We start from the raw sequence: 22633 nt of genomic DNA, 5'->3' as shown, positions 1-22633 counted from the left end.
AAAATCGACGGTTCGGGCCGGTTTCCCGCGACGAAAGTCCGCGCCGCCGCGTTCGACAACCCGAGCTGCATGAGCGGACAACCGCGCGTGCAGTCCTGGGCGCAGCGCCGTCCGCCGACGTCGAACGTCGTGACGGCCGCCCGTACTTCCGCCAGTTCATAGAACCCACATGTCAGCAACCGACGCCACCGCGGTTCAATCCGCGGACCTCACCGCCGCCGGCGCGCCGCAGGCCCGCCGCCAGATCCTCGTCACGTCTGCCCTGCCGTACGCGAACGGGCAAATCCATATCGGCCACCTGGTCGAATATATCCAGACGGACATCTGGGTCCGCGCGCTGCGAATGCACGGGCACGAGGTCTACTACGTCGGCGCCGACGACACGCACGGCACGCCCATCATGCTGAAGGCTGAGCAGGAAGGCATCACGCCGAAGCAGCTGATCGACCGGGTGTGGCAGGAACACAAGCGCGACTTCGACAACTTCGGCATTTCGTTCGACAACTACTACTCGACGGATTCCGACGAGAACCGCGTGCTGTCCGAATCGATCTACACGGCGCTGCAGGCGGCCGGCCTGATCGAAGCGCGCGACATCGAGCAGGCGTATGACCCCGTCAAGGAAATGTTCCTGCCGGACCGCTTCATCAAGGGCGAGTGCCCGAAGTGCCACGCGAAGGACCAGTACGGCGACAACTGCGAAGTGTGCGGCTCGACCTATCAGCCCACTGAGCTGATCAATCCGTACTCCGTCGTGTCGGGCGCGACGCCCATCAAGAAGACGTCGACGCACTACTTCTTCAAGCTGTCCGATCCGCGCTGCGAGAACTTCCTGCGCGGCTGGGTCGGCGGTCTGGCGCAGCAGGAGGCGACCAACAAGATGCGCGAATGGCTCGGCGACGCGGGCGAAGCGAAGCTCGCCGACTGGGACATCTCGCGCGACGCGCCCTATTTCGGCTTCGAGATTCCCGGTGCGCCGGGCAAGTATTTCTACGTGTGGCTGGACGCGCCCGTCGGCTACTACGCGAGCTTCCGCAACCTCGCGGAAAAGCGCGGCCTCGATTTCGACGCGTGGACGAATAAAAGCGCGACGACCGAGCAGTACCACTTCATCGGCAAGGACATCCTGTACTTCCACACGCTGTTCTGGCCGGCGATGCTCGAATTCTCGGGTCATCGCACGCCGACCAACGTGTTCGCGCACGGGTTCCTGACCGTCGACGGCGCGAAGATGTCGAAGTCGCGCGGCACGTTCATCACGGCCAACAGCGTGATCGAAACGGGCATGAACCCCGAATGGCTGCGCTACTACTTCGCGGCCAAGCTGAACAGCACGATGGAAGACATCGACCTGAACCTCGAAGACTTCCAGGCACGCGTGAACAGCGATCTCGTCGGCAAGTACGTGAACATCGCGAGCCGCGCGGCGGGTTTCCTGATCAAGCGCTTCGACGGCCGCGTGCAGGACAGCGCGATGCAGCATCCGTTGCTCGCGTCGCTGCGCAGCGCGATTCCGCAGATCGCCGCGCACTACGAAGCGCGCGACTACGGCCGTGCACTGCGCCTGACGATGGAACTCGCGGACTCCGTGAACGCGTACGTCGACACGGCCAAGCCCTGGGATCAGGCGAAGGATCCGGCAAACGCCGTCGCGCTGCATGAAACCTGCAGCGTGTCGCTCGAAGCGTTCCGCCTGCTGTCGCTGGCGCTCAAGCCGGTGCTGCCGAAGGTCATCGAGGCCGCCGAGTCGTTCCTCGGCATCGAACCGCTCAAGTGGACGGACGCTGAGGCGCCGCTGACCTCGACGCGCGCGATCAACGCGTACAAGCACCTGATGACGCGTGTCGATCCGAAGCAGATCGAAGCGCTGCTGGCCGCGAACCGGGGCTCGCTGCAACCGGCCGCTGGCGCCGAAGCGCAAACAGCCGACGCCAAGGCCAAAGCCAAGGCGCACGCGAAAGCGACGGCCCACGCGCACGGCGACGCGCCGGCGAAGGCCGACGACAGCGCCATCATCACGATCGACGACTTTGCGAAGATCGATCTGCGCATTGCGAAGATCGTCGATTGCAAAGCGGTCGAAGGCTCGGACAAGCTGCTGCAACTTACGCTGGACGTCGGCGAAGAGAAGACGCGCAATGTGTTCTCGGGCATCAAGTCGGCGTATCAGCCGGACCAGCTGGTCGGCAAGCTGACCGTGATGGTCGCGAACCTCGCGCCGCGCAAGATGAAATTCGGCCTGTCGGAAGGCATGGTGCTCGCGGCATCGGCAGCGGACGAAAAGGCCGAACCGGGCATCTACGTGCTCGAACCGGACAGCGGCGCGAAGCCGGGTATGCGCGTGAAGTAACGCGCGCAATCACGCTCCGGCGCACTCGCCGCCGACCAAAAAAGCACGTCTTCGGACGTGCTTTTTTTTCGCCTATGCGCGCCGTTTTGCGGCCGATTCGCGGCCGCTTCCTTTCTCAAAATAAGACTGCTCCTAGATTCATTCATCAGAAATTCTTCGAAAATTGAGACCTGTTTGTGACACGCACGTCAGCAATCCGGTCCGCTGACGACGCGCACATCACGGCGGCTGGTTCGACGGCGTCCCACGCGCCGCCAGGTCTCGCGCACCGAGCCGCCCGCTTCCCCTGTTGACACGACGCGCTCGACGAGACTCGAGCCGCCTTCACACGATGACTGACATGAGCACTGAATTCTCCCTGGAGCAGTTCGAAACCCTCGTCGCCTCGCGCGATTACGCAGCAGCGCATGAAGCGCTGGTCGTGCTGATCAATACCTTCATTTCGAACCGCAGCCGGCTGCCGGGTGTCGATCTGGCATTCGCCGATCCCACCCGCCCCGCGAGCGAAGAAGCGGCCTCGACGCTGCAGCGCATCGCCGACGCGATCACCGCCCTCCTCGCAGATCCGCACTTCAGACTGAACGACCTGCAGTTCAATCAGCTTTTCTCGGCCCGTCACTGGCTCAACATGCTGTTCGTCGCTTCGTCGTACGGCAGCATGGATCACATCCTGCGCGCCTTGCTCGCGCATTCGGTCCAGTCGCACGATCCCGATGAGAGACAGGCGCTGATCAGAAAACAGATCGTGCTGTACACCGTCGAATCCGAATACGACATCGACCTCGCCGATCTCGCGCAGAGCGAGCCCGTGCTGGCGACGAGCCTCGGCATGTCGGTCGTCGGGTCCGCCGTGGTGATCTCGCCAGCCGCGCACGCGAAACGTGAGCGCATGATCGAATGGTTGCCGCGCGCGCTCGAATCCATCGAAGATCTCGACGATCTGCCCGGTTCCGCCGTGTGCGGCGCGTACATGCATTGCAGCTACTCGGACCTGCCGAACCGGCACGCGATGAAGCGCGGCATCAGCCAGCTGGTGCGCAAGAAGCTGGACTCGCTCGGGCTGCTCGCACACGAAGCGGAAGTCGGCCGCGCCGCTTCACAGGAAGCGGGCGGTACGCGCGAAAAACGCAAGCCGCTGATGATCGTCGTGCTCGAATGGTTCAACGGCGGCCATTCGATCTACCGCACGCATTCGCGCACGATGCTCGCCGCGCGCGAACGCTTCGAAGTTGTCGCGTTCGGCGAAGAGCAGCACGTGGACGCCGCGGGACGCGAGGTGTTCGACCGCTTCATTGCGTTCGAGCATCCCGAGTATGTCGGCGAGATCGTGCGCCAGATTCAAAACTTCGCGCGCGAGAATCGCCCCGCCGTCCTCTACATGCCGAGCGTCGGCATGTTCGCGCACACCATCTTCATGACTAACGTGCGCGTGGCGCCGTTGCAGATCGCCGCGCTCGGCCATCCCGCGACGATGCACGCCGCGTGCATCGACTACGTGAGCGTCGAGGAAGATTTCGTCGGCGATCCCGCGTGCTTCAGCGAGAAACTGATGCGCCTGCCGAAGGACGGCCAGCCTTACGTGCCGTCGAAGCTGCTGACCGATATCACGCCGAGCGTGCCCGAGCGCGGCAAGTACCTCAACATCGCCGTGACCGCGAGCGCGATGAAGCTCAACCCGCGCTTTCTCGACGCCTGCCGGCAAATCATCGAAACGGCGGGGATTCCCGTGTGCTTCCACTTCATGACGTCGTGGGCCGAAGGTCTCGATATTGCCTATGTGCGCAAGCTGATCGAATCCGCGCTGCCGCGCAGCAACGTGCTCGTGTACGGCGGTCTGTCCTACAGCACGTATCTGAAGGTGATCAACGTGATGGACATGTTCGTGAGCCCGTTCCCGTTCGGCAACACGAATGGCATCGTCGACGCCTTCACGCTCGGTTTGCCGGGCGTGAATCTGTGCGGCCGCGAAGTGTTCGAGCACATCGACAGCGGTCTTTTCGAACGCGCCGGCATGCCCGCGTGGCTGACAGCACATTCGCTCGACGAATTCGTGCGCGCCGGCGTGCGCCTCGCGACCCAGCACGACGAACGCGAAGCGCTGCGTCGCCAGATGATCGAGAAGAAGGCCGTCGAGCGGATTTTCGAAGGACGGCCGGAAGCGTTCGGCCGCCATGTGCTTGCGCTGGTCAACGCGCAGTCGCAGACACAACCGCGCGCGAAGCCGCGCCCCGGCACGCAGACGAACGGCACATCGCGCGTCAGCTCGAAGTAACGCGTCGCTTTCAACTGCCAACAGAAACCGGCCGGGCGCTCGCCCGCCGGTTTTTTTGCATCACCATCGCAGCCGGTCGAAGCGCCGCGTGTACTGCAGGTCCATCCCCTGGAACGTGCCGCCGTACGCAGCCACCGACCAGTAGCGCGTCAGGTTCACCGTCGCCTTGATCGCGTTGCTTGACGACTGCAATCCCTGTTCGTAGCCGATCACGAGCCATTCGCTGATCGCCTTCGACACCATCACGACCTGCGGGTCCGTCAATCCCACTTCGCTGCGGCCGATCGAGAATTCGTCGAGTCCGAATTCCTGCGCGATCCGCTTGCCGCTGGCGCTGCCCAGCAGCGCCAGCGCCGTCGTCATCGTGCTTTGCTGACCGACGTTGTTGCCCTGATCCGTGCCGTGGCCGAACAGAAGCCATGAGAGCTTTTCGTTATCGGGCACGCTCGGCTCCGACACCAGCTTCGCGACAGGCGCCTGGATCGTGCCCGTCACCTGCACGCCTGCTTCGACCTGCTGGTTGCGCCGCATCGCGAGAATGTTGATGCCGGGATTCGCAACCGGCCCGTTGAAAGTGAAGAAGCCGTTTTCAATCCCGAGCTTCCGGCCGAACGCCGTATAGGTCGAGCCTTCCGTCACGCGCACGTTGCCGACCGCGCGCAGCGGGAGGTTAGGCGCGCTGAGCGCGGTGATCGTGCCGCGCAGGCCGACGTCGGCGCCCTGTCCGCGGAAACGGAAGCTCTGGCCAAGATCGATGTCGATGTTCGCCCGGGGCGCGAACGGCCCGACCGGCTTGTTCGAATTGCCGACTTCCTGCGGCTTGCCGCTCGCCACCGAGCCATCCGGACGCACCACCACGACATCGTCGCCCAGCCGCGGCTCGGACTTGTCGGGCATGTCGAAGAGCGCGTGATCGATGACGAACTTGCCGTTGATCGCGAGACCGCCCTGCGTGCCCGCGTTCGCGACGCTCGCGCTGCCCGACATCGTCAGCTGCCGGTCTGGCGATGCAAACAGTTCGAGCTTGTCGGCGACGATGCTCGCCGTCAGATCGGGCTCGGCGTTGTCGAGCCGCACGCGTCCCGACGCGCGCAGCGTGCCCGTCGCGCCGTGAAACTCGACCTGCTGGAAATCGACCAGGTTTTCGGACAGCGCGATCCGCACGATGCCGTCCTTCAGTTGCACGCCGAGATCGACGAGCGTCGCGGAAATGCCGTCGCCGACCAGCGATCCCGACAGATTCGGCTTCGCGACGGTCCCGCCGAGCGCGAGCTTGAGCGCCAGATGACCGTCGAGCAGATAGCTCGGCCCGAACAGTCCGCCCGTCGTCTTCAGCGACGGCACATTCGCGTTGATCGTGCCCGTCAGCGGGCCTTCGTCGTTGATGGCCAGCACGCCGTCGCGCGGTACGAGCGCCGTGTGCGCCGACGCATCGATCACGCCGATGCGGCTCGCCTGCGCATGCACGCTTGCATTCAGCTGGTTGCCGCCGCTGAAGTCCGCGCGCGCTGAGATATCGGTGATGCCGAGCGGCGCGAAGCCGCGCCCCACTTCGATCGTGATGTCGCCGGCGCGCCGTTTCAATTCGATATGCCCCGTCGCCGTGTCGGCCAGCGCGAAGTCCCAGTTGCCGTCGAACACGAGATCGGTCTTGAGCGTCGACGGCACGCCCGTCAATTCCTGGCGCAGCTCCAGCATGCGCGCCACCGATACGCCCGTCAGCGTGCCCGCCGAGCGGATGCGGCCGCGATCGAGCGCGAACGACTTCAGATCGAGCACCGCGCCTTCGAGCGTGAGCCGCGTCGGTCCGAGCGTCACGCGGCCGCCGCCGGCGCTGACGGTGAGCGGCGTCTCCATGTTCAGCGCGGGCGTGCCCTTGTTCGACAGGCGTGTCACCGTGCCGTCCCAGTGCGTGCCGTCGCGCGCGTCGGTGAGCTTACCGTTCGCGGCCACGGCCAGATCGAGCGGCCGGCCCTGCAGCATGCCTGTCGCGGCGGCATCGAGCGTGTGCTTCGCGCGCGTGCCGTTCAGGCGCGCGGTGAGCGTGTTCAGTTCGACGCCCGCCGTGCTGACGTTGCGCGCGTCCGTCGTGAAGTTCATCGCGCCGTTGGCGCCGTCGCGCAGCTCGGCGTGACCTTCGGCGTGACCGACCTTGTTCGAGCCGAACACGACGCTGTCCGCCTTGTAGTCGAGCGCGACGTTCGGATGTTCGAACGTGCCCGTCACGTCGCCCTGCGCCGCGACGAGACCGGCGAGGCCGAAGCCGAGCCGTTCCAGTTCCGGCGCGTCGACATGAAAGCGCAGCCGGTCGCCGCGCGCGCCGAAGCTGCCTTGCAGATCGACCTGATTGCCCGCCACCGACAGGTTCGCGCGGCTCGGCAGAATGCGCGAGCCGGCCAGCTGAATGGTGCCGCTGCCTGTCATCGGCAGGCCGTCGTACACGCTTTCACCGAGCTTGAATTCGGCCTTCGTCGTGAACGTCGGCGCGAGCAAGCCCGATGCCGTAAGCGTGCCGTTCACGCGCGCTTCGATCTTGCGCGAAACAGGGGCTTTCGACGGTGCTTTCGCCGCGTCTGTCTGGGCGCGCTTTCCCTTTTCTGTCGCAGAGCCCGCTTTGACAGGCGCCGCCGTGCGCGAAGGCTTCTGCGACGTCAGCGCCAAGGGATCGAAATCGGTCAGCGTCGCCTTGAGGTTGTAAGTCGAGCTGGCATCGCGCTTGATCGCGCCGTTCAGGTCGATGCGACCTTTGCCTGCGCTCACGCGCACGTCGTTGAAGCTCGTGCGTGCGCGGTCGAGCGTGATCTTGCCTTGCGCGCGCAGCGCCGCCTTCGGATCGTTCAGATCGAGCGTGACGCTCTGCACGTCGTCGTTCAGACGAATCGAGACGGGACCGGCGAACTGCGTCGGCAGCACGCTCGACTGCAGCGCATTCAGATCGAGCTTCGCGACCTTCAGGTCGAACTGGCCGCGCTTGCCCGTCAGCGCGCCGCCGCCCGTTATCGTCGCTTCCTTGACGAGGCGCACGTTCAGGTTCGAGATGCGCTGCGCCTTCGCGTCGAGCTGCACGTCGGCGCGCGCGTCGATCAGCGGCAGCAGATGTTCGTCGATCGCGCCGGGCTTCGCGTTCACGATCGACACCTGGCCTCGCACCGCAAAACCCGGCGCGCGATGTCCGGCGTCCGCTTTGGCTTGCGGCGGGGCCGCGGGCGCGCTGGCCGGAACCGCGCCGCTTGCCGCGCGGCCCGGTTTCGCCGCACTCGCGGCGCGCGTCCCCGAAGCGGTGCTGGCCGCCACCACGGCGCTCGCGAAGCTCGCCACGTCCGTCGCGCCCGTCACGCCACCTGCCGCGTCACGCTGCACCGGCTGCAACTCCGCGCGCACGGCCAGATCCGCGAACGGCGCGCCCGGCGCGAAGGCCTGCGGATTCACGTGATCGAATGTCAGCGTCGCGCGCTGCAGCGGCACCTCCGCGAACGGCGTCGCCTCGACGCGCGCGTGCCCCGTCAGCTTCATCCCGGTTGCATCGAGTTCGGCGATTAATGTTTCGAGCGAGCCGGACAGATGCGCGCGCACCTGCACCGCTTCGTCGTTGACCTTACCGGAATAGCCGGCGTCGCCCGTCAGCGGAAACGGCCGCATGCCGTCGAGCTTCGCCGCCGCCGTCACCGAACCGAACGGCGTGTCGAGGCGATCGACGGAAGCCTCGTGATGACGGCCGTCGCTGCGTCCGTGGAACAGCAGACGCGAATACTCGGACGTCGACGCGCCTTCGTGCAGCACGAGCTTTTCGACGCTCAGATCGCGCACGGCCAGTTGCAGCGGCAGGCGCAGATCCTTCGGCAAGCTCATCGGCTCGGACTTCGACGTGGACGGTGCGATGCGTGCGTCGACGGTGCCCACGTGCAGGTAATCGACGACGAACCGCCAGGGCTTGTCGTCGAGCGCCCAGCGGGCGTCGATACGGTCGATGCGGATATCCGTGCCGCTGCCGTCGAGACTGCGCCAGCGCACGTCGCGCATATGCAGCCCCGTCGCGATCGAGCCGCCGTCAAGCTTGCCTTCGAGCTGCCCATGCAGCAGTTTGACGGCTGCCTGCCACGCGTACGCGGTGCCGCGCTCGGTGACCACGACGCCGTACAGCGCGCCGCCGATCAGCGTGACGATCATCAGCGGCGCAAAGATCGCCCACGCGATCACCTTCCACAGCCTTCGCCGCGGCCTGCGCGGCGGCGGCGTGTCCGAACCCTCCGGCCCGCGCGGCGGCTCGCCGGGCGGCGTGCCGCCAGACGTGTTCTCGGGTGAATTCGCGGATGGGTCCGTCGTCATGCTCTAAGTAGTGATGTCAGAACGCGATGCCGAGCGTCAGATACGGCCGCACGCTGCGGTTGCGCGTGCCGTACGCGATGTCGATATTCACCGGGCCGACGGGGCTGCGCCAGCGCGCGCCCACGCCGACGCCCGGATAGAAAACCTTTTCGCCCCACGCGTCTGTGGCCGTGCCGATATCGAAGAACGCGGCTGCGCCCCAGTCGCGGTTGAACCAGTGCTGATATTCGGAGGTGCCCGTCACGAGGTACTTGGTCGGCAGAATCGAGCCGCCGACGTTGTTACCGATACTCTGATATCCGTAGCCGCGCACCGAATTCGAACCGCCCGCACGGAACAGCAGCGAGGCGGGCACGCCGCTCGACGGCCCGCTCGTAAACACGCCGCCCAGCTCCGCGCGGAACAGGATCAGGTCGCGCGCGCCGACGGGCAGGTACTGCTGGCCGCGCGCATAGCCGCGGATGAAGGTCTGGTCGGTCAGCGCGCCCTTCACGGCAAAGCCCGCCTCGACGTGGATCAGATTGCCCGAGCGCGGGAACAGCGGGTCGTCGGTATTGCGGCGCGTCCACGACCACGCGGGCACGAGCGCGCGGCTCGTGGTCGGCGCCTGGGTGTTCTGATCCAGCCTGTCCTGGTAGTAGAGGAGCGAATACGCGTAGTCGATGTACTGCGACGTCCGTGTACGCTGCAAGCCCGCGCGCAAGCTGTAGATTCGCGTATCGGACACGTTCGTGCTGGTGTACGACACGAGCGCGCTGTTGGTCCAGCCGCGCTGGCCGGGCGGCATCGCGAGCGTCACCTGGCCGTACTGCTGGATCTGGTCGAGCCGGCCCGCGACGGTGAACGGCCACGCCGCGCCGAACGTGTCGAGATACGAATACGAGCCCTGGATATGCGCGCCCGTGTCCGTCGAATAGCCGACGCCGCCGCGCACGCTGTTGTACGGATACTCGCTCACCTTCACGTGGACGGGTGTCTCGAGCGGCTTTTCGGTGTCGTTGCCGACGTCGATCGCAACGCTTGCGTAGTACGGCGTGTTCTGCAACTGGCGCTGCAGTTCGGTCACACGCTGCACGTCGTAGACTTCGCCCGGCGAGATCGGGTTCACGTTCTCGATGATGCGCTCCGGATAGCGCCGCGGGCCCGATACGTCGAGCGCACCCATCGTGAACGTCGGACCGCTGTCGTAGGTGACGGACAGCTTCGCGTCATGCGTGCGCGGATCGATCCGCGCTTCCGAGCGGTAGATCTTCGCGCCCAGATAGCGGCGCGACTGCAGCGCCTTGAGCGACGCGTCCTTCGCGTCATCCCAGTCGCCTTGCGTGAACGGATCGCCTTCGTGCAGCGAGAACGCGAAGCGGGTCTTGTTTTCCTGCTCGGGGTCTTCCGTCAGCACGGGGCCGCGAAACGACAGCGAAACCGAGGAAATGGTCGTGCGCGTGCCGGGATCGACGGATACGCGCACGACCTTCTTGTTGTCGATGGTTCGGACGTCGGTCCGCACGACAGGCGTGAAATAGCCTTCCGTCGACGCGAGATCGCGCACCTGCTGCGGCGTCGCCGTCACGAGGAAGTCGAACTGCTCGGGGCTGATGTCCTCGCGTTTCGCGAAGCGGGAAATGTCCAGGTGCTCTTCGAGCAGCTTGCGCAGCGAGCGCGGTTCGGCTTCGACGTCGACCTTGTACGTCGGCTTCGCGCGCGCGGCCCATGCGTGCGTCGTCACGAGCAGCAGCGCGCAGAACCCGCACGACAGACAGGCGCGCAGCAGCATCGTCGCAAACGATGCCCGCCGCATCGCGCGGCCGTCCGTCACGTTGCTTTCGCTGCGGCGCCTGCACGGCCGCTCGATGGCCCAACCCGCCAAACACGACCTCCGGCTCTTTTGACGTTGTTGAAGAATGCCGACACCCGGCGCCGGCACGGCGCGGGGGACCGAGCGCTATTTGAACACATCGGCGGCGACGCGCACTCGACAGGCACGCGCCGCACCGGGCGCGGTGCCGCGCCTGCAACGCAAAACGCGCGCCCGCCTTGGACGCCGCCCGCCGGGCGCGGTTCCGCTGACTTTTCACTTGGCTCGCGCAGGCTTGCGGTAAAATCCCGTTCTGCACCAGCGGCCCCGCCTCAGACCGACCTTCCGGGCGCCGTCATCTTCATTCACGGACGTCGAGCCATGTATCAATCGGATATCACGCAGTTCCTGAATCAACTGAAGCAGCAAAAGCCCACTCTGGAAGACGAGCAGCGCCGCGGCCGCGCCCTGCTGTGGGACAAGCAGCCGATCGACCTCGACGAACGCGCGTCCAACCAGGAAGCACGCGTGAAGCAGACCTCGTACGTCTACTACCAGAACTTCTAAGTGACCACCGCCGACGAGGCCCGCGCCGCATCGGGACAGTCCGACGCAGCGCTCGCCACGCCCGCCACCGACTCGACGACCAACACCGTCGACGGCATCGCTTTCGCTCGCCTGTACGGCGAGCCGCTCTTCAAGCTGCCGCAGGACCTGTACATTCCGCCCGACGCGCTCGAAGTCTTTCTGGAGACTTTCGAAGGCCCGCTGGACCTGTTGCTGTACCTGATCCGCAAGCAGAACTTCAACGTGCTCGACATTCCGATGGCCGATGTGACGGCCCAGTACCTCGGCTATGTCGACCAGCTGCGCAAGACCAATCTCGAACTCGCCGCCGAATATCTGCTGATGGCGGCCATGCTCATCGAGATCAAATCGCGCATGCTGCTGCCCGTGAAGAAGGCGGATACGGGCGAGGAGGCGGAAGACCCGCGCGCCGAACTGGTGCGCCGCCTGCTCGAATACGAGCAGATGAAGCTCGCGGCGCAGCGCCTCGACCAGTTGCCGCAGCTCGGGCGCGATTTTCTGCGCGCCGAGGTGTACATCGAGCAAAGCATCACGCCGCGCTTTCCCGACGTCGACACGGACGACCTGCGTTCCGCGTGGGCCGACGTGATCAAGCGCGCCAAGCTCGTTCAGCATCACAAGATTTCGCGCGAGGAACTGTCCGTGCGCGAACACATGAGCGTGATCCTGCGCCGCCTGCAGAACGCGCGCTTCATGGAGTTTTCCGAGCTGTTCGATACGACGCGCGGCGTGCCCGTCGTGGTCGTGAACTTCATCGCGATGCTCGAGCTGTCGCGGGAATCGCTGATCGAGATCACGCAAGCCGAGCCGTTCGCGCCGATTTACGTGCGGCTGGCCTATCTGCCCGCCTGACGGGCCGCCGGGCGTGCGGGCAAATCGTTGCACGACCCCATGGCAATGCGCCCTCACGCATCGGCAAACCGCTCCACTATCCAGGATTCCAGGCGGGATTCCAGGCGTTTACCCCGCCGCCCGGAATCGGTGCAGCGCGACAATAAATCCACTACAATCCGGCGCTTTGAAGCCGTCCCAGGACGGCCCGTCCGGCGAATGGCCGCTCCCGGCCTCGCGTGGACTTTCCCGCAACCGCGCGCTTCGTCGCGTGAACGAGACAACCGCGAGCCACGCTGCCGCCCGTCGGCGCTCCACGTGACTCCCAACATCGCCCGATCATGAAAGTCATCAGTTCGATCCAGGAATTGCGCGACCAGTTGCGCGGCCAGAACCGCACCGCCTTCGTGCCGACGATGGGCAATCTGCATGAGGGCCATCTGTCGCTGATGCGCCTCGCGCGCCAGCACGGGGATCCCGTCGTGGCGAGCATCTTCGTGAACCGGCTGCAGTTCGGCCCGAACGAGGACTTCGACAAGTACCCGCGCACGCTCGAAGCGGACATCGAGAAGCTGCAGAAGGAAAACGTCTACGTGCTGTTCGCGCCGACTGAACGCGACATGTATCCGCAGCCGCAGGAATACCGCGTACACCCGCCGCACGATCTCGGCGACATTCTGGAAGGCGAGTTCCGCCCCGGCTTCTTTACGGGCGTGTGCACGGTCGTGATGAAGCTGATGTCGTGCGTGCAGCCGCGAGTCGCCGTGTTCGGCAAGAAGGATTATCAGCAGCTGATGATCGTGCGCGCGATGACCGAGCAGTTCGCGATACCCACCGACATCATCGCGGCCGAAACCATCCGCGACACGGACGGCCTCGCGCTCAGCTCGCGCAACCGCTATCTGACGGAAACGGAGCGCACGGAAGCGCCGATGCTCGCGGCGACGCTGCAAGGCGTGCGTCAGGCCGTGCTGGCGGGCGACCGCGACTTCGCGAAGCTCGAGCAGCAAGCGCTGGCGTCGCTCGCCGCGCGCGGCTGGAAGCCGGACTACATCGCGATTCGCAAGCGCGCAAACCTGATCGCGCCCGCCGCGCAGGAAGTGGATGCACCCCTCGTCGTGCTGGCGGCGGCGAAGCTCGGCGCGACGCGCCTGATCGACAACCTCGAAATCTGACGGCCGGAAGGACTAGCCATGCAACGCAATATGCTGAAGTCGAAGATTCACCGCGCGGTGGTGACGCACTGCGAACTGCACTACGAAGGATCGTGCGCGATCGACGAGAACCTGCTGGAAGCGGCGAATATCGTCGAAAACGAGCGCATCGACATATGGAACATCAACAACGGCGAGCGCTTCTCGACGTACGCGATCAAGGGCGAGCGCGGCAGCGGCATGATCTCGCTGAACGGCTCGGCGGCGCGGCGCGCGCAACTGGGCGATCTGGTGATCATCGCGGCGTTCGCGAACGTCGACGAAGAGGAGCTCAAGGCAGGCTGGAAGCCGGATCTGGTGTTCGTCGACGAGAACAACGTCATCAAGGGCAGCCGCGATCACGTGCCGACGCAAAGCTGGACCTGAGCGCCGCGGCTGTCGGGGTCTCGCCCGGCGGCCGGCGCCATGGGGGCTGAAGCTGCGCGTGAACCGCGCGCCTTCAGCCCTTTTTGTTTCCGCCCTTCCCGTTCGCGGCCTTGCCGCTTTCTGCCCTGGCGCTCTCGCTTTTGACGCCGTGGCCCTTCCCGTTGACCCATGCGATGATCGACTCCCACTGCTCCAGATCCTTCTCGACCCGGCTCTTCGCGACGTCCCACAGCGTCAGGCCGTGCGCCGCCAGTTGCACGTAGTTCTGCGTGTCGCGCAGATAGCCGAGCACGGGCAGATCGAGTCCTTCGACGAAGCGATGCAGCTGGTCGGCCGACTTCGTGCGCGCATCCACCCGCATGCCGACCACGCCGATCTCGATTGCGCCCTTGCGCACGGCCTTTTCCTTCGCGAGCCGCTCGAGAAATTCCTTGGTTGCGAGAATATCGAAGATGGACGGCTGGAGCGGCACGATCACCTTGTCGGCCAGCGACAGCGCGACGTTCAGCCGGTTGCCGTGCAGCCCGGCAGGGGTATCGATCACGGCCTGTTCCAGGCCCTTGGGCGGCTTCATGGGGGCGTCGGGATCGACCTGCCAGGTTTCGATGGCCGGCAGCGTTTCCGGACGCAGATCGAGCCATGCGTGCGCGGACTGCTGCCGGTCGAGATCGGCGAGCGCGACCCATTGGCCTTCAGCCGCAAAGTAGCCAGCCAGATTGGTCGACAGCGTGCTCTTGCCCACGCCGCCCTTTGGATTCGCTATCACGATCACCGTCATGAATTCTCCCGGGAAGAAGGCTGGCGCTGGCCAGCCGGTTTGCCGCTCGACTTCCGGCCCGCCCGCGCACGGCGCTCGCTGCGACGGCTGATCCTTGTTGCGGCAGCCCGTGCGCGCGGCGTGGCCCATTCGTTCCAGGCGTTGATAATATCGGCAAAACCCGTCCGGCCGAAGTCCCTACGCGCCTGAGGGACGCTTCCAGCCCCTTTTTTCGAGAATCATGACCATGAGCAAACTGCGCAGCGAGTACACGATCGACCGCCTTCACGACCGCCAGAAAGGCTCCCTGCCCGGTCTGCTGGGCGTGCGCGTCCTCGCGCTCGACGAAGGCACGCTGACGGCCGAACTGGGCGTGCGCAGCGAGCTTCTCGCGCCCAACGGCTATCTGCACGCGGCCACCGTGGTCGCGCTCGCCGACACGGCCTGCGGCTACGCGTGCCTCGCGCACCTGCCCGACAACGCCACCAACTTCACGACGATCGAGCTGAAGAGCAACTTCCTCGGCACGTCGCGGGAAGGAACGATTCGCGCGGTCGCCAAAGCCGTACACCTGGGACGCAGCACGCAGGTGTGGGATGCAACCGTCGCCGATGCCAACGGCAAGACGATGGCGCTGTTCCGCTGCACGCAGATCGTGCTGTACTGAGATCGCTGAAGTCATGAGCCCGCAGCGCGGGGCTCGCGCGCATGTGACGATTTACGACAAATCGGGCGAGCACGCCCGAACAGCGGGCGATTATGATCAGGTGCGTCGCTGCCCGTCGCGCAGCGCTTCTGCTGCCCCCGCACCATGCCCCCTGAACCACCGAACTTCCAGGCCGCCTTCGAAGCCCATCTGGCCGGCCGTCTCGACGAGGCCGAACGCGGCTATCGCGCCACGCTCGAACACGATCCGCATCACGCCGACGCGCTGCATCTGCTCGGCGTCGTGCTGTCGGCGCGCGGCGTGTGGATCGAAGGCGAAGCGCTGCTGCGCCGCGCGCTCGCCTTGCGCGACGACGCGCATTTCCATGCCAGTCTCGCCGAGCTGCTGCTGCGCCGCGGGCGACTGCAGGAAGCCGAAACAAGCAGCCGTCGGGCTATCGAGATCGACCCGCGCTGCGGGCTCGCGCATTTCTACCTTGCCGAAACGCTGACGAGAACTGCAAGTCCGCGCGAAGCCGAAACAGCGTATCGACGGGCGATCGACCTCGAGCCGCGGTCCCTCGCCGCCCGCAACAATCTCGGCAACCTGCTGATGGGCGAAAACCGTCTCGAAGAAGGAATCGCGGTGTTCCGCGAGGTGCTCGAGATCGACGGCACCTATATTCACGCGCTCTACAACCTCGGCATGGCACTGCTGCGCAGCGTGCGGCCCGCCGAGGCCGAGGCGGCGTTCCGCCGGGCGCTCGCCGTGCAGCCCGATCATCGCGATGCGCTGCATAACCTGGGCACGGCGCTCAAGCTCACGGGCCGCTACGACGAAGCGCAAGCCGCCTACGGGCAGACCCTCGCGCTAGCGCCGGATTTCGCCGACGCTCACTGGAACCTCGCCGTGCTGCTGCTTACCCAGGGCCGCCTAACGGAAGGCTGGCCGCACGCCGAAGCGCGCTATGCGCCGCAGCGCGCTTCGAAGGACATTCCGCCGCCCGCCGGGACGACTCAGTGGCAAGGCAAGCCGCTTGAAGGAAAATCGCTCGTGCTGTGGCACGAGCAAGGCTACGGCGACTGCGTGCAGTTCGCGCGCTATGCGCCGCTTCTGAAGGCGCTGGGCGTGCGGCATCTGACGCTGATGTGCCCGGCGCCGCTCGAGCCGCTGATGGAAACGCTCGACAGCGTCGATGCCGTCGCGACGCACAGCGGCCAGATCGGGCAGCACGACTTCTGGACGTATCCATTGAGCCTGCCGTTGCGGTTCGGCACGACGCTCGACACTATTCCCGACTCGCTGCCCTATCTGCGGGCAGCGCCGGAACGGATTGAGCGCTGGCGCGCCCACCTGCCGAAGGAAGCCGCGCTGAAAGTCGGCCTCGTCTGGAAAGGCTTCGCCGGAAACCAGCACGATGCGACGCGCTCGCTTCCCGGCCTCGCCCCGCTTGCGCCGCTGTGGAAGGTGCCCGGCGTGACGTTCTTCAGCCTGCAGAAAGGCCAGGGCGAAGACGAAGCAGCCGTACCGCCCGCCGGGCAGCCCATTGTGAATCTCGGCTCGGCAATCAACGATTTCGCGGATACGGCGGCCATCATCGCGCAACTGGACTTGCTGATCGCCGTCGATACGGCGGCGGCGCACGTCGCGGGCGCGCTCGGCAAACCGTGCTGGCTGATGCTGCCGCGCGACTGGACCGACTGGCGCTGGCTGCTCGAACGCGACGATACGCCGTGGTATCCGGGCGTGATGCGCCTGTTCAGGCAATCAGCGTCAGGCGACTGGCGGGAACTGGCTGAACGCATGGCGGATGCGCTCCGACAGTTGGAGAAATGACCAAACGGGCATGCCGGGCGTAACTGACCGCCCGGCATGCCCGTCTCACATCAGGTTCAGGCCGCGTTACGCACCTGCCCAACCGACGCCGCCTTCACGCCGCCGACAGCGAACAGTCCGTTGCCAAGCAGCGACTGCACGACGAGCGTGACTGCCCAGAACGCCGGATATTCCCAGCCGCCGTGCGGCGACGCAAAACCCCAGCCATTCGGCAGATGCACGGACAGCGCGCCGAGCATGAACGGCACCAGCACGAGCGCGACCCAGCGGACCTGCACGCCGAGCAGCAGCGCAATCCCGCCGAACAGTTCGACGAACGCCGTCAGATAGCCGAGCCAGCCCGGGAAGCCGATCGACTGGAAGAATTGCGCCGTGCCGGGCAACGTGAAGACGAAGATTTTCTGCAGGCTGTGCGCCAGGTACAGCACGCCCAGCGCGACACGCAGGATCGTGGCGGCAAGGCTGGCTTGGTTGCTTGCGGTCAGGTTCATGTCGGTTCCTCAGGATCAGGTTTGACGGCGCGGATTGCGTCGTCGATGGAACGGACTTTATTCGAACCGCTGCGTAGGAAAAATCGCGTTGGTGGCTTAGATTAATTCCTGTTGAGAAGGAATCAGCTGACGGACGCCCACAGACGTTTGAGATCGAGATGGTCGGCGAGCGTATCGGCGAGCCGCTCCAGCGACGCTTCGCGTAGCGCCGGATAGTCGATCGCATCGGCATCTTTCAGCCCGGCCCATGCGAGCAGCGACGCGCACGCGGCGGGCGTGTCGAACAGGCCATGCACGTAGGTCGCGAGAATCTGGCCGTCGGCGGAACGGGCGCCGTCGGGACGCAGGCCGCCTGCTTCGTCGGCGAGCAGCAGCGCGGGCGCGTCGAGCGCGGGCCCCTGCGTTTGGCCCATGTGAATCTCGTAGCCGGCGACGTCGGCGGCGCTCGTTGCGAGGTGTCCCGTCACGTTCTTGAGCGTCTTCTCGCGGGTGAGCGTCGTCGAGAAATCGAGCCAGCCGAGCCCGGCCACTGTCGCGGGCGCGCCTTCCACACCATGCGGGTCCGCCACTTCGCGACCGAGCATCTGCATGCCGCCGCAAATACCGATCACGCGTCCGCCGTAACGCAGATGCTTTTGCAATACGGCATCCCAGCCCTGCGCGCGCAGGAACGCCAGATCGCCCTGCACGTTCTTCGAGCCCGGCAGAATGATCAGATCGGCGGGCGGCGGCGTGCTGCCCGCACGCACATAGTGGAAGTCGACCTGCGGATGCGCGCGCAGTGCATCGAAATCCGTGTGATTGCTGATATGCGGCAACGCGGGTACGACGACGCGCAGCGCGTCCGCGCTGGCCTGCGCGGCACGCAGCTCGCGCGGCAGCATGTCTTCGGCGTCGAGCGTGAGGCCGTGCAGATACGGCACGACGCCGAGCACGGGCTTGCCCGTCTTCGCCTCCAGCCAGTCGAGCCCCGGCTGCAGCAGACTCACATCGCCACGAAAACGGTTGATCACGAAACCGCGCACGCGCGCCTGCTCGCTTTCCGACAAGCAGGCGAGCGTGCCCGTCAGATGCGCGAACACGCCGCCGCGATCGATGTCGGCGACGAGCACGACGGGACAATCGACGGCTTGCGCAAACCCCATGTTCGCGATGTCGCGCTCGCGCAGATTGATTTCGGCGGGACTGCCCGCGCCTTCGACGAAGATCGTGTCATACGACGCCTTCAGCCGCTTATACGATTCCAGCACCGCTTCGAACGCGACGGGCTTGTAGTCGTGATACGCGCGTGCGTCGAGATTCATGCGCGCCTTGCCGTGGATGATCACCTGCGCGCCGCGATCGCTGGTCGGTTTCAGCAGCACGGGGTTCAGATCGGTATGCGCGTCGATGCCCGCTGCGACCGCCTGCAATGCCTGGGCGCGGCCGATTTCGCCGCCGTCGACCGTGACCGCGCTGTTGAGCGCCATGTTCTGCGGCTTGAACGGCGCGACCCGCACGCCCGCGCGCCGCGCGAGACGGCACAGACCGGCGACGAGCGTGCTCTTGCCGGCGTCGGAAGTCGTGCCTTGAATCATCAGCGTGCCGCGCGGCACGTCCGTGGAATCGGGCGAAGCGTTGAATGAATCGGACACAGTGGCCACGTGCGCGAGCGCGAGGAAAGGAAGCCCGCATTATCCCATCGCGCCTCGCTCCCTGCGCTGCCCGAACGGCAGAGTCGGCACAAGCGGCGCAGTCGGTACAATCACGCGATGATTTCCCGCGACCTCACCTTCGTTCTCGGCGGCGCACGCTCGGGCAAGAGCCTGCATGCCGAACAGCTCGCGAGCGCGAGCACATGGCCCGTGACCTATATCGCGACCGCACGCATCGGCGACGATGAATTCGCTGCGCGCGTTGCGCGTCATCGTGAGCGGCGACCCGCGCACTGGGCACTGTTCGAAGCGCCGCTCGATCTGCCGCACGCCGTCGCGTCGCTCGACAAACCCGGGCATTGCATCCTGATCGACTGCCTGACGCTGTGGCTCGCCAATCTGCTCTGTCCTGCCGACGGCTCGCCGCCGCTGCCCGATTATCCCGACCGTTTCGCCGCGCTCGAAGCGGCGCTCACGCAAGCGCGTTCGAAAATCATCGTCGTCAGCAACGAGATCGGTCTCGGCGTGGTGCCGCTCGGCGCAGCGACGCGTCTGTACGTCGACGAACTGGGACGACTCAACCAGCGCATCGCGGCCATCAGCACGCAAGCCACGATGATGGTGGCGGGCCTGCCGCTGCAACTCAAACAGATGAGCCGCGCATGATGCTGCTGTCGCTGCCGCTCGTCGCGACACTGGCGACCGCATCCGTGGCTGTCGACGGATGGCTAGGCGAGCCGCAGCGCGCACATCCCCTCGTCGGCTTCGGCAAGCTCGCGGCGAAGATCGAAATCATGCTGAACACCGGGCGGCGCGGGCGGCTGTTCGGGATACTCGCCTGGCTGCTCGCCGTCGCGCCGCCTGTTCTGATCGCGACATGGCTCGCGCTCGCGCTGCCGTTCATCTGGGCGTGCGTGCTGCATGTCGCGCTGCTGTACTTCGCGCTCGGCGCGCGCAGTCTGCACGATCACATCGCACCCATCGGCCGCGCGCTCGCGAAGCGCGATCTCGCGCAGGCGCGCGTGTTGACGGCGCGCATCGTGTCGCGTGAAACCTCGCATGCCGATGAAGGCGGGCTGTCGCGCGCCGCCGTCGAATCGGCATTGGAGAACGGCAACGATGCGATCTTCGGCGCGCTGTTCTGGTTCGCGATTTTCGGCGGACCGGGCGCGCTGGCGTTTCGTCTCGCGAATACGCTCGATGCGATGTGGGGTTACCGCACGCCGCGCTATCTGCGATTTGGCTGGGCGGCCGCGCGTTTCGACGACGTGCTCAACTTTGTCCCCGCGCGCCTGACGGCGCTCGGCTACGCGCTGCTCGGCGATACGCGCACCGCGCTGCAATGCTGGCGCGAACAGGCGCCGCGCTGGGACAGTCCGAACGCGGGGCCCGTGATGGCCTCCGGCGCAGGCAGCCTCAACGTGCTGCTCGGCGGCGCGGCCGTCTATCACGGCCAGATAGAACAGCGTCCCGTGCTCGGCGCGGGTCACACGGCCAGCGCGCGACATGTCGAGGCGGCGCTGATCCTGGTCGAGCGTACCGTGATTCTGTGGCTCGCCGTGTTGATCGCGCTCGCGCTGTTGAGCGTGCCGTTTCAGAGCTAACCGATGACACAGACCATCCAGCACGGCGGCAACCTGCATGAAGCGGCACGCCGCTACGGCATTCCGTACGACGCGTGGCTCGATCTGTCGACGGGCATCAATCCGCACGGCTATCCCGTGCCCCCCGTTCCCGCCGATGCGTGGCGCCGTCTGCCCGACAGCGGCGACGGTTTCGCGGAGCGTGCAGCGCGCTATTACGGCGCGCGGGATGCGTCGCACGTGCTGCCCGTTGCGGGAAGCCAGGCGGCGATCCGCGCGTTGCCGCTGTTGCTCTCGCGCGGCACGGTCGGCATCGCACGGCTGACCTATGGCGAATACGCGCCCGCATTTGAGCGTGCCGGGCATCGCGTGACGACGCTCGACGTCACGTGCACGAACCTGCCCGATGACATCACACATGCCGTCGTCGTCAATCCGAACAACCCGACTGCCGAACATCTGGACGCTTCGACACTGCTGCAATGGCACGCGACGCTGAGCCAGCGCGGCGGCACGTTGATCGTCGATGAAGCCTTCGCCGACGCGCTGCCGTCGCAATCGATCGCCGCGCACACGCATCGCGAAGGGCTCGTCGTGCTGCGTTCGCCGGGCAAGTTCTTCGGCCTCGCCGGCGCGCGCGCGGGATGCGTGCTGGCCTCTCCACGGCTGCTCGAAGCGCTCGATCAAGCGCTCGGGGCATGGACCGTGAGCGGGCCCGCGCGTCACGCTGTCAGCGCAGCCTTCGCCGACGCAGCCTGGCAAGAGAGCATGCGCACGCAACTCAAGCGCGAAAGCGCGCGGCTCGTTGCGCTTCTGGGCACGCATCGCTTCACGGTTCATTCGACGCCGCTGTTCGCATGGATCGCCGACACGCGCGCTGCGCAACTGCATCACGCGCTTGCCACGCAAGGCGTGTGGACACGCTTCTTCGCCAGCCCTGCCAGCGTGCGCTTCGGCCTGCCCGCGACGGACAGCGAATGGACTCGCCTCGAAGCCGCGCTGCATCACGCAATGACGACGCTCTAACGACACATGCGACTCCGCCGATCACTTCGCGCGCTTGCCACGTCATGCGTGCTCGCCCTCACATCGCACGTTCATGCGGCGATCACGGTCACCGACGACACGGGCGCGCAGGTCACCCTTGCGCAACCCGCGCAGCGCGTGATCAGCCTCGCGCCGCACGTGACGGAGATGATCTACGCGGCAGGCGGCGGCGCGAGGCTCGTCGGCGCTGTCACGTACAGCGACTATCCGCCCGCAGCGAAACAGCTGCCGCGCGTCGGCGACAACAAGGCGCTCGATCTCGAACGCATCGCCGCGTTGAAGCCCGATCTGATCGTCGTGTGGCGGCATGGCAATGCGCAGCGGCAGACCGACCGGTTGCGCGAACTGCATATCCCGCTGTATTTCAGCGAGCCGCATCGTCTCGACGATATCGCCGTGTCGCTGACGAAGCTCGGCGCGTTGCTCGGCACACCGTCTTCCGCCGACGCGGCGGCACGCAGCTTTCGCCGGCAGATCAACGGGCTGCGCGAACGTTACGCGAAGCAATCCGTGGTCAGCGTGTTCTATCAGGTATGGGACGAGCCGCTGATGACGCTCAACGGCGAGCACATGATCAGCGATGTGATCGCGCTGTGCGGCGGACGCAATGTGTTTGCGAAGCTCGAACCGCTGGTGCCGACGGTATCGACGGAAGCGGTGCTGGCCGCGAATCCCGAAGCCATCGTTACGGCTGCGCCCGGCGCCACGCAACCCGACCGCCCGCTGCCATCGCTCGATAAATGGAAGGCGTGGCCCGCAATGACGGCCGTCGCGCGCAACAACCTGTTTGCGATCGACGGCGATCTGATCAACCGTCCTGCGCCGCGTATCGCGCAAGGCGCCGCGCAACTGTGCGAAGACCTCGATACGGCACGCTCACGCCGCGCAGGCCACTAACAC

17 protein-coding genes are annotated in these 22633 nt (G+C 65.9%); 12 read left to right on the top strand and 5 right to left on the bottom strand.

Features of this window, described 5'->3' with window-relative positions; all coding sequences use genetic code 11:
• The first annotated feature begins 169 nt into the window (after positions 1–169).
• Both metG and FRZ40_RS16395 read left to right on the top strand, forming a co-directional pair.
• On the top strand, positions 170–2350 hold the full coding sequence (gene metG, locus FRZ40_RS16400) for a methionine--tRNA ligase (RefSeq protein ID WP_147234715.1): 2181 nt from the start codon (positions 170–172) through the stop codon (positions 2348–2350).
• Between the two features lie 340 nt (positions 2351–2690).
• On the top strand, positions 2691–4622 hold the full coding sequence (locus FRZ40_RS16395; protein ID WP_167528655.1) for an adhesin: 1932 nt from the start codon (positions 2691–2693) through the stop codon (positions 4620–4622).
• A 60-nt stretch (positions 4623–4682) separates the two neighbouring features.
• Here the strand turns inward: FRZ40_RS16395 and FRZ40_RS16390 are convergent, their stop codons facing one another.
• Both FRZ40_RS16390 and FRZ40_RS16385 read right to left on the bottom strand, forming a co-directional pair.
• Positions 4683–8948: a translocation/assembly module TamB domain-containing protein gene (locus tag FRZ40_RS16390; protein WP_147234714.1), complete on the bottom strand. Its 4266-nt coding sequence runs from the start codon at positions 8946–8948 to the stop codon at positions 4683–4685.
• A gap of 16 nt (positions 8949–8964) precedes the next feature.
• Entirely contained in the window at positions 8965–10812 is a 1848-nt protein-coding gene (locus FRZ40_RS16385; RefSeq protein ID WP_147234713.1) for an autotransporter assembly complex protein TamA, read from the bottom strand.
• A 309-nt stretch (positions 10813–11121) separates the two neighbouring features.
• Here FRZ40_RS16385 and FRZ40_RS16380 point away from each other — a divergent pair, with 309 nt between their 5' ends.
• The 4 genes from FRZ40_RS16380 (at position 11122) to panD (ending at position 13739) form a co-directional block, all read left to right on the top strand.
• Positions 11122–11307 carry a DUF3460 family protein gene (locus FRZ40_RS16380; RefSeq protein WP_028369326.1) on the top strand — a complete coding sequence of 62 codons (186 nt, stop codon included), beginning with the start codon at positions 11122–11124 and terminating at the stop codon, positions 11305–11307.
• On the top strand, positions 11308–12180 hold the full coding sequence (locus FRZ40_RS16375; RefSeq protein ID WP_028369327.1) for a segregation and condensation protein A: 873 nt from the start codon (positions 11308–11310) through the stop codon (positions 12178–12180).
• A gap of 320 nt (positions 12181–12500) precedes the next feature.
• A complete protein-coding gene (gene panC, locus FRZ40_RS16370; RefSeq protein WP_028369328.1) occupies positions 12501–13334 on the top strand; it encodes a pantoate--beta-alanine ligase in 834 nt (277 codons plus the stop codon).
• An 18-nt stretch (positions 13335–13352) separates the two neighbouring features.
• Entirely contained in the window at positions 13353–13739 is a 387-nt protein-coding gene (gene panD, locus FRZ40_RS16365) for an aspartate 1-decarboxylase (protein ID WP_028369329.1), read from the top strand.
• Positions 13740–13812: 73 nt separating this feature from the next.
• On the opposite strand, the gene FRZ40_RS16360 is transcribed toward panD, so the two are convergent.
• Entirely contained in the window at positions 13813–14517 is a 705-nt protein-coding gene (locus FRZ40_RS16360) for a ParA family protein (protein ID WP_147234851.1), read from the bottom strand.
• Between the two features lie 226 nt (positions 14518–14743).
• Between FRZ40_RS16360 and FRZ40_RS16355 the strand changes: the two genes are divergently transcribed.
• Positions 14744–15163, top strand: coding sequence for a PaaI family thioesterase (locus FRZ40_RS16355; protein ID WP_028369331.1), 420 nt, complete (start codon positions 14744–14746; stop codon positions 15161–15163).
• A gap of 144 nt (positions 15164–15307) precedes the next feature.
• On the top strand, positions 15308–16978 hold the full coding sequence (locus FRZ40_RS16350; RefSeq protein WP_147234712.1) for a tetratricopeptide repeat protein: 1671 nt from the start codon (positions 15308–15310) through the stop codon (positions 16976–16978).
• Between the two features lie 56 nt (positions 16979–17034).
• Here the strand turns inward: FRZ40_RS16350 and FRZ40_RS16345 are convergent, their stop codons facing one another.
• Together FRZ40_RS16345 and FRZ40_RS16340 are read right to left on the bottom strand one after the other, a co-directional pair.
• Positions 17035–17469: a DoxX family protein gene (locus FRZ40_RS16345; protein ID WP_028369332.1), complete on the bottom strand. Its 435-nt coding sequence runs from the start codon at positions 17467–17469 to the stop codon at positions 17035–17037.
• A 122-nt stretch (positions 17470–17591) separates the two neighbouring features.
• The gene (locus FRZ40_RS16340; protein WP_147234850.1) at positions 17592–19046 is read right to left on the bottom strand and encodes a cobyric acid synthase; all 1455 of its coding nucleotides are present in this window, start codon (positions 19044–19046) and stop codon (positions 17592–17594) included.
• Positions 19047–19220: 174 nt separating this feature from the next.
• Here FRZ40_RS16340 and cobU point away from each other — a divergent pair, with 174 nt between their 5' ends.
• Genes cobU through FRZ40_RS16320 form a run of 4 tightly spaced genes read left to right on the top strand, consistent with a single transcriptional unit; the run spans position 19221 to position 22630 of the window.
• A complete protein-coding gene (gene cobU, locus FRZ40_RS16335) occupies positions 19221–19769 on the top strand; it encodes a bifunctional adenosylcobinamide kinase/adenosylcobinamide-phosphate guanylyltransferase (RefSeq protein ID WP_147234711.1) in 549 nt (182 codons plus the stop codon).
• A complete protein-coding gene (gene cbiB, locus FRZ40_RS16330; protein WP_147234710.1) occupies positions 19766–20707 on the top strand; it encodes an adenosylcobinamide-phosphate synthase CbiB in 942 nt (313 codons plus the stop codon). Before cobU ends, cbiB begins: the two co-directional genes overlap by 4 nt.
• Positions 20708–20710: 3 nt before the next feature.
• Positions 20711–21712, top strand: a complete 1002-nt coding sequence (gene cobD / locus FRZ40_RS16325; protein WP_147234709.1) for a threonine-phosphate decarboxylase CobD — start codon at positions 20711–20713, stop codon at positions 21710–21712.
• A 6-nt stretch (positions 21713–21718) separates the two neighbouring features.
• On the top strand, positions 21719–22630 hold the full coding sequence (locus FRZ40_RS16320; protein WP_147234708.1) for a cobalamin-binding protein: 912 nt from the start codon (positions 21719–21721) through the stop codon (positions 22628–22630).
• Positions 22631–22633: the final 3 nt, after the last annotated feature.

Source organism: Paraburkholderia azotifigens (genome assembly GCF_007995085.1).
Lineage (GTDB): Bacteria > Pseudomonadota > Gammaproteobacteria > Burkholderiales > Burkholderiaceae > Paraburkholderia > Paraburkholderia azotifigens.
Note: the sequence above shows the minus strand (reverse complement) of the source record. Positions and strands in the feature narration are given on the sequence as shown.

What these genes read in the sequence shown, in the direction of transcription:
- FRZ40_RS16340 (WP_147234850.1), bottom strand. Translation starts at nt 19,046, where the DNA reads ATGATTCAAGGCACGACTTCCGACGCCGGCAAGAGCACGCTCGTCGCC.
- cbiB (WP_147234710.1), top strand. Translation starts at nt 19,766, where the DNA reads ATGATGCTGCTGTCGCTGCCGCTCGTCGCGACACTGGCGACCGCATCC.
- FRZ40_RS16390 (WP_147234714.1), bottom strand. Translation starts at nt 8,948, where the DNA reads ATGACGACGGACCCATCCGCGAATTCACCCGAGAACACGTCTGGCGGC.
- cobU (WP_147234711.1), top strand. Translation starts at nt 19,221, where the DNA reads ATGATTTCCCGCGACCTCACCTTCGTTCTCGGCGGCGCACGCTCGGGC.
- FRZ40_RS16360 (WP_147234851.1), bottom strand. Translation starts at nt 14,517, where the DNA reads ATGACGGTGATCGTGATAGCGAATCCAAAGGGCGGCGTGGGCAAGAGC.
- cobD (WP_147234709.1), top strand. Translation starts at nt 20,711, where the DNA reads ATGACACAGACCATCCAGCACGGCGGCAACCTGCATGAAGCGGCACGC.
- metG (WP_147234715.1), top strand. Translation starts at nt 170, where the DNA reads ATGTCAGCAACCGACGCCACCGCGGTTCAATCCGCGGACCTCACCGCC.
- FRZ40_RS16380 (WP_028369326.1), top strand. Translation starts at nt 11,122, where the DNA reads ATGTATCAATCGGATATCACGCAGTTCCTGAATCAACTGAAGCAGCAA.
- FRZ40_RS16350 (WP_147234712.1), top strand. Translation starts at nt 15,308, where the DNA reads ATGCCCCCTGAACCACCGAACTTCCAGGCCGCCTTCGAAGCCCATCTG.
- FRZ40_RS16320 (WP_147234708.1), top strand. Translation starts at nt 21,719, where the DNA reads ATGCGACTCCGCCGATCACTTCGCGCGCTTGCCACGTCATGCGTGCTC.
- panC (WP_028369328.1), top strand. Translation starts at nt 12,501, where the DNA reads ATGAAAGTCATCAGTTCGATCCAGGAATTGCGCGACCAGTTGCGCGGC.
- FRZ40_RS16345 (WP_028369332.1), bottom strand. Translation starts at nt 17,469, where the DNA reads ATGAACCTGACCGCAAGCAACCAAGCCAGCCTTGCCGCCACGATCCTG.
- panD (WP_028369329.1), top strand. Translation starts at nt 13,353, where the DNA reads ATGCAACGCAATATGCTGAAGTCGAAGATTCACCGCGCGGTGGTGACG.
- FRZ40_RS16395 (WP_167528655.1), top strand. Translation starts at nt 2,691, where the DNA reads ATGAGCACTGAATTCTCCCTGGAGCAGTTCGAAACCCTCGTCGCCTCG.
- FRZ40_RS16355 (WP_028369331.1), top strand. Translation starts at nt 14,744, where the DNA reads ATGAGCAAACTGCGCAGCGAGTACACGATCGACCGCCTTCACGACCGC.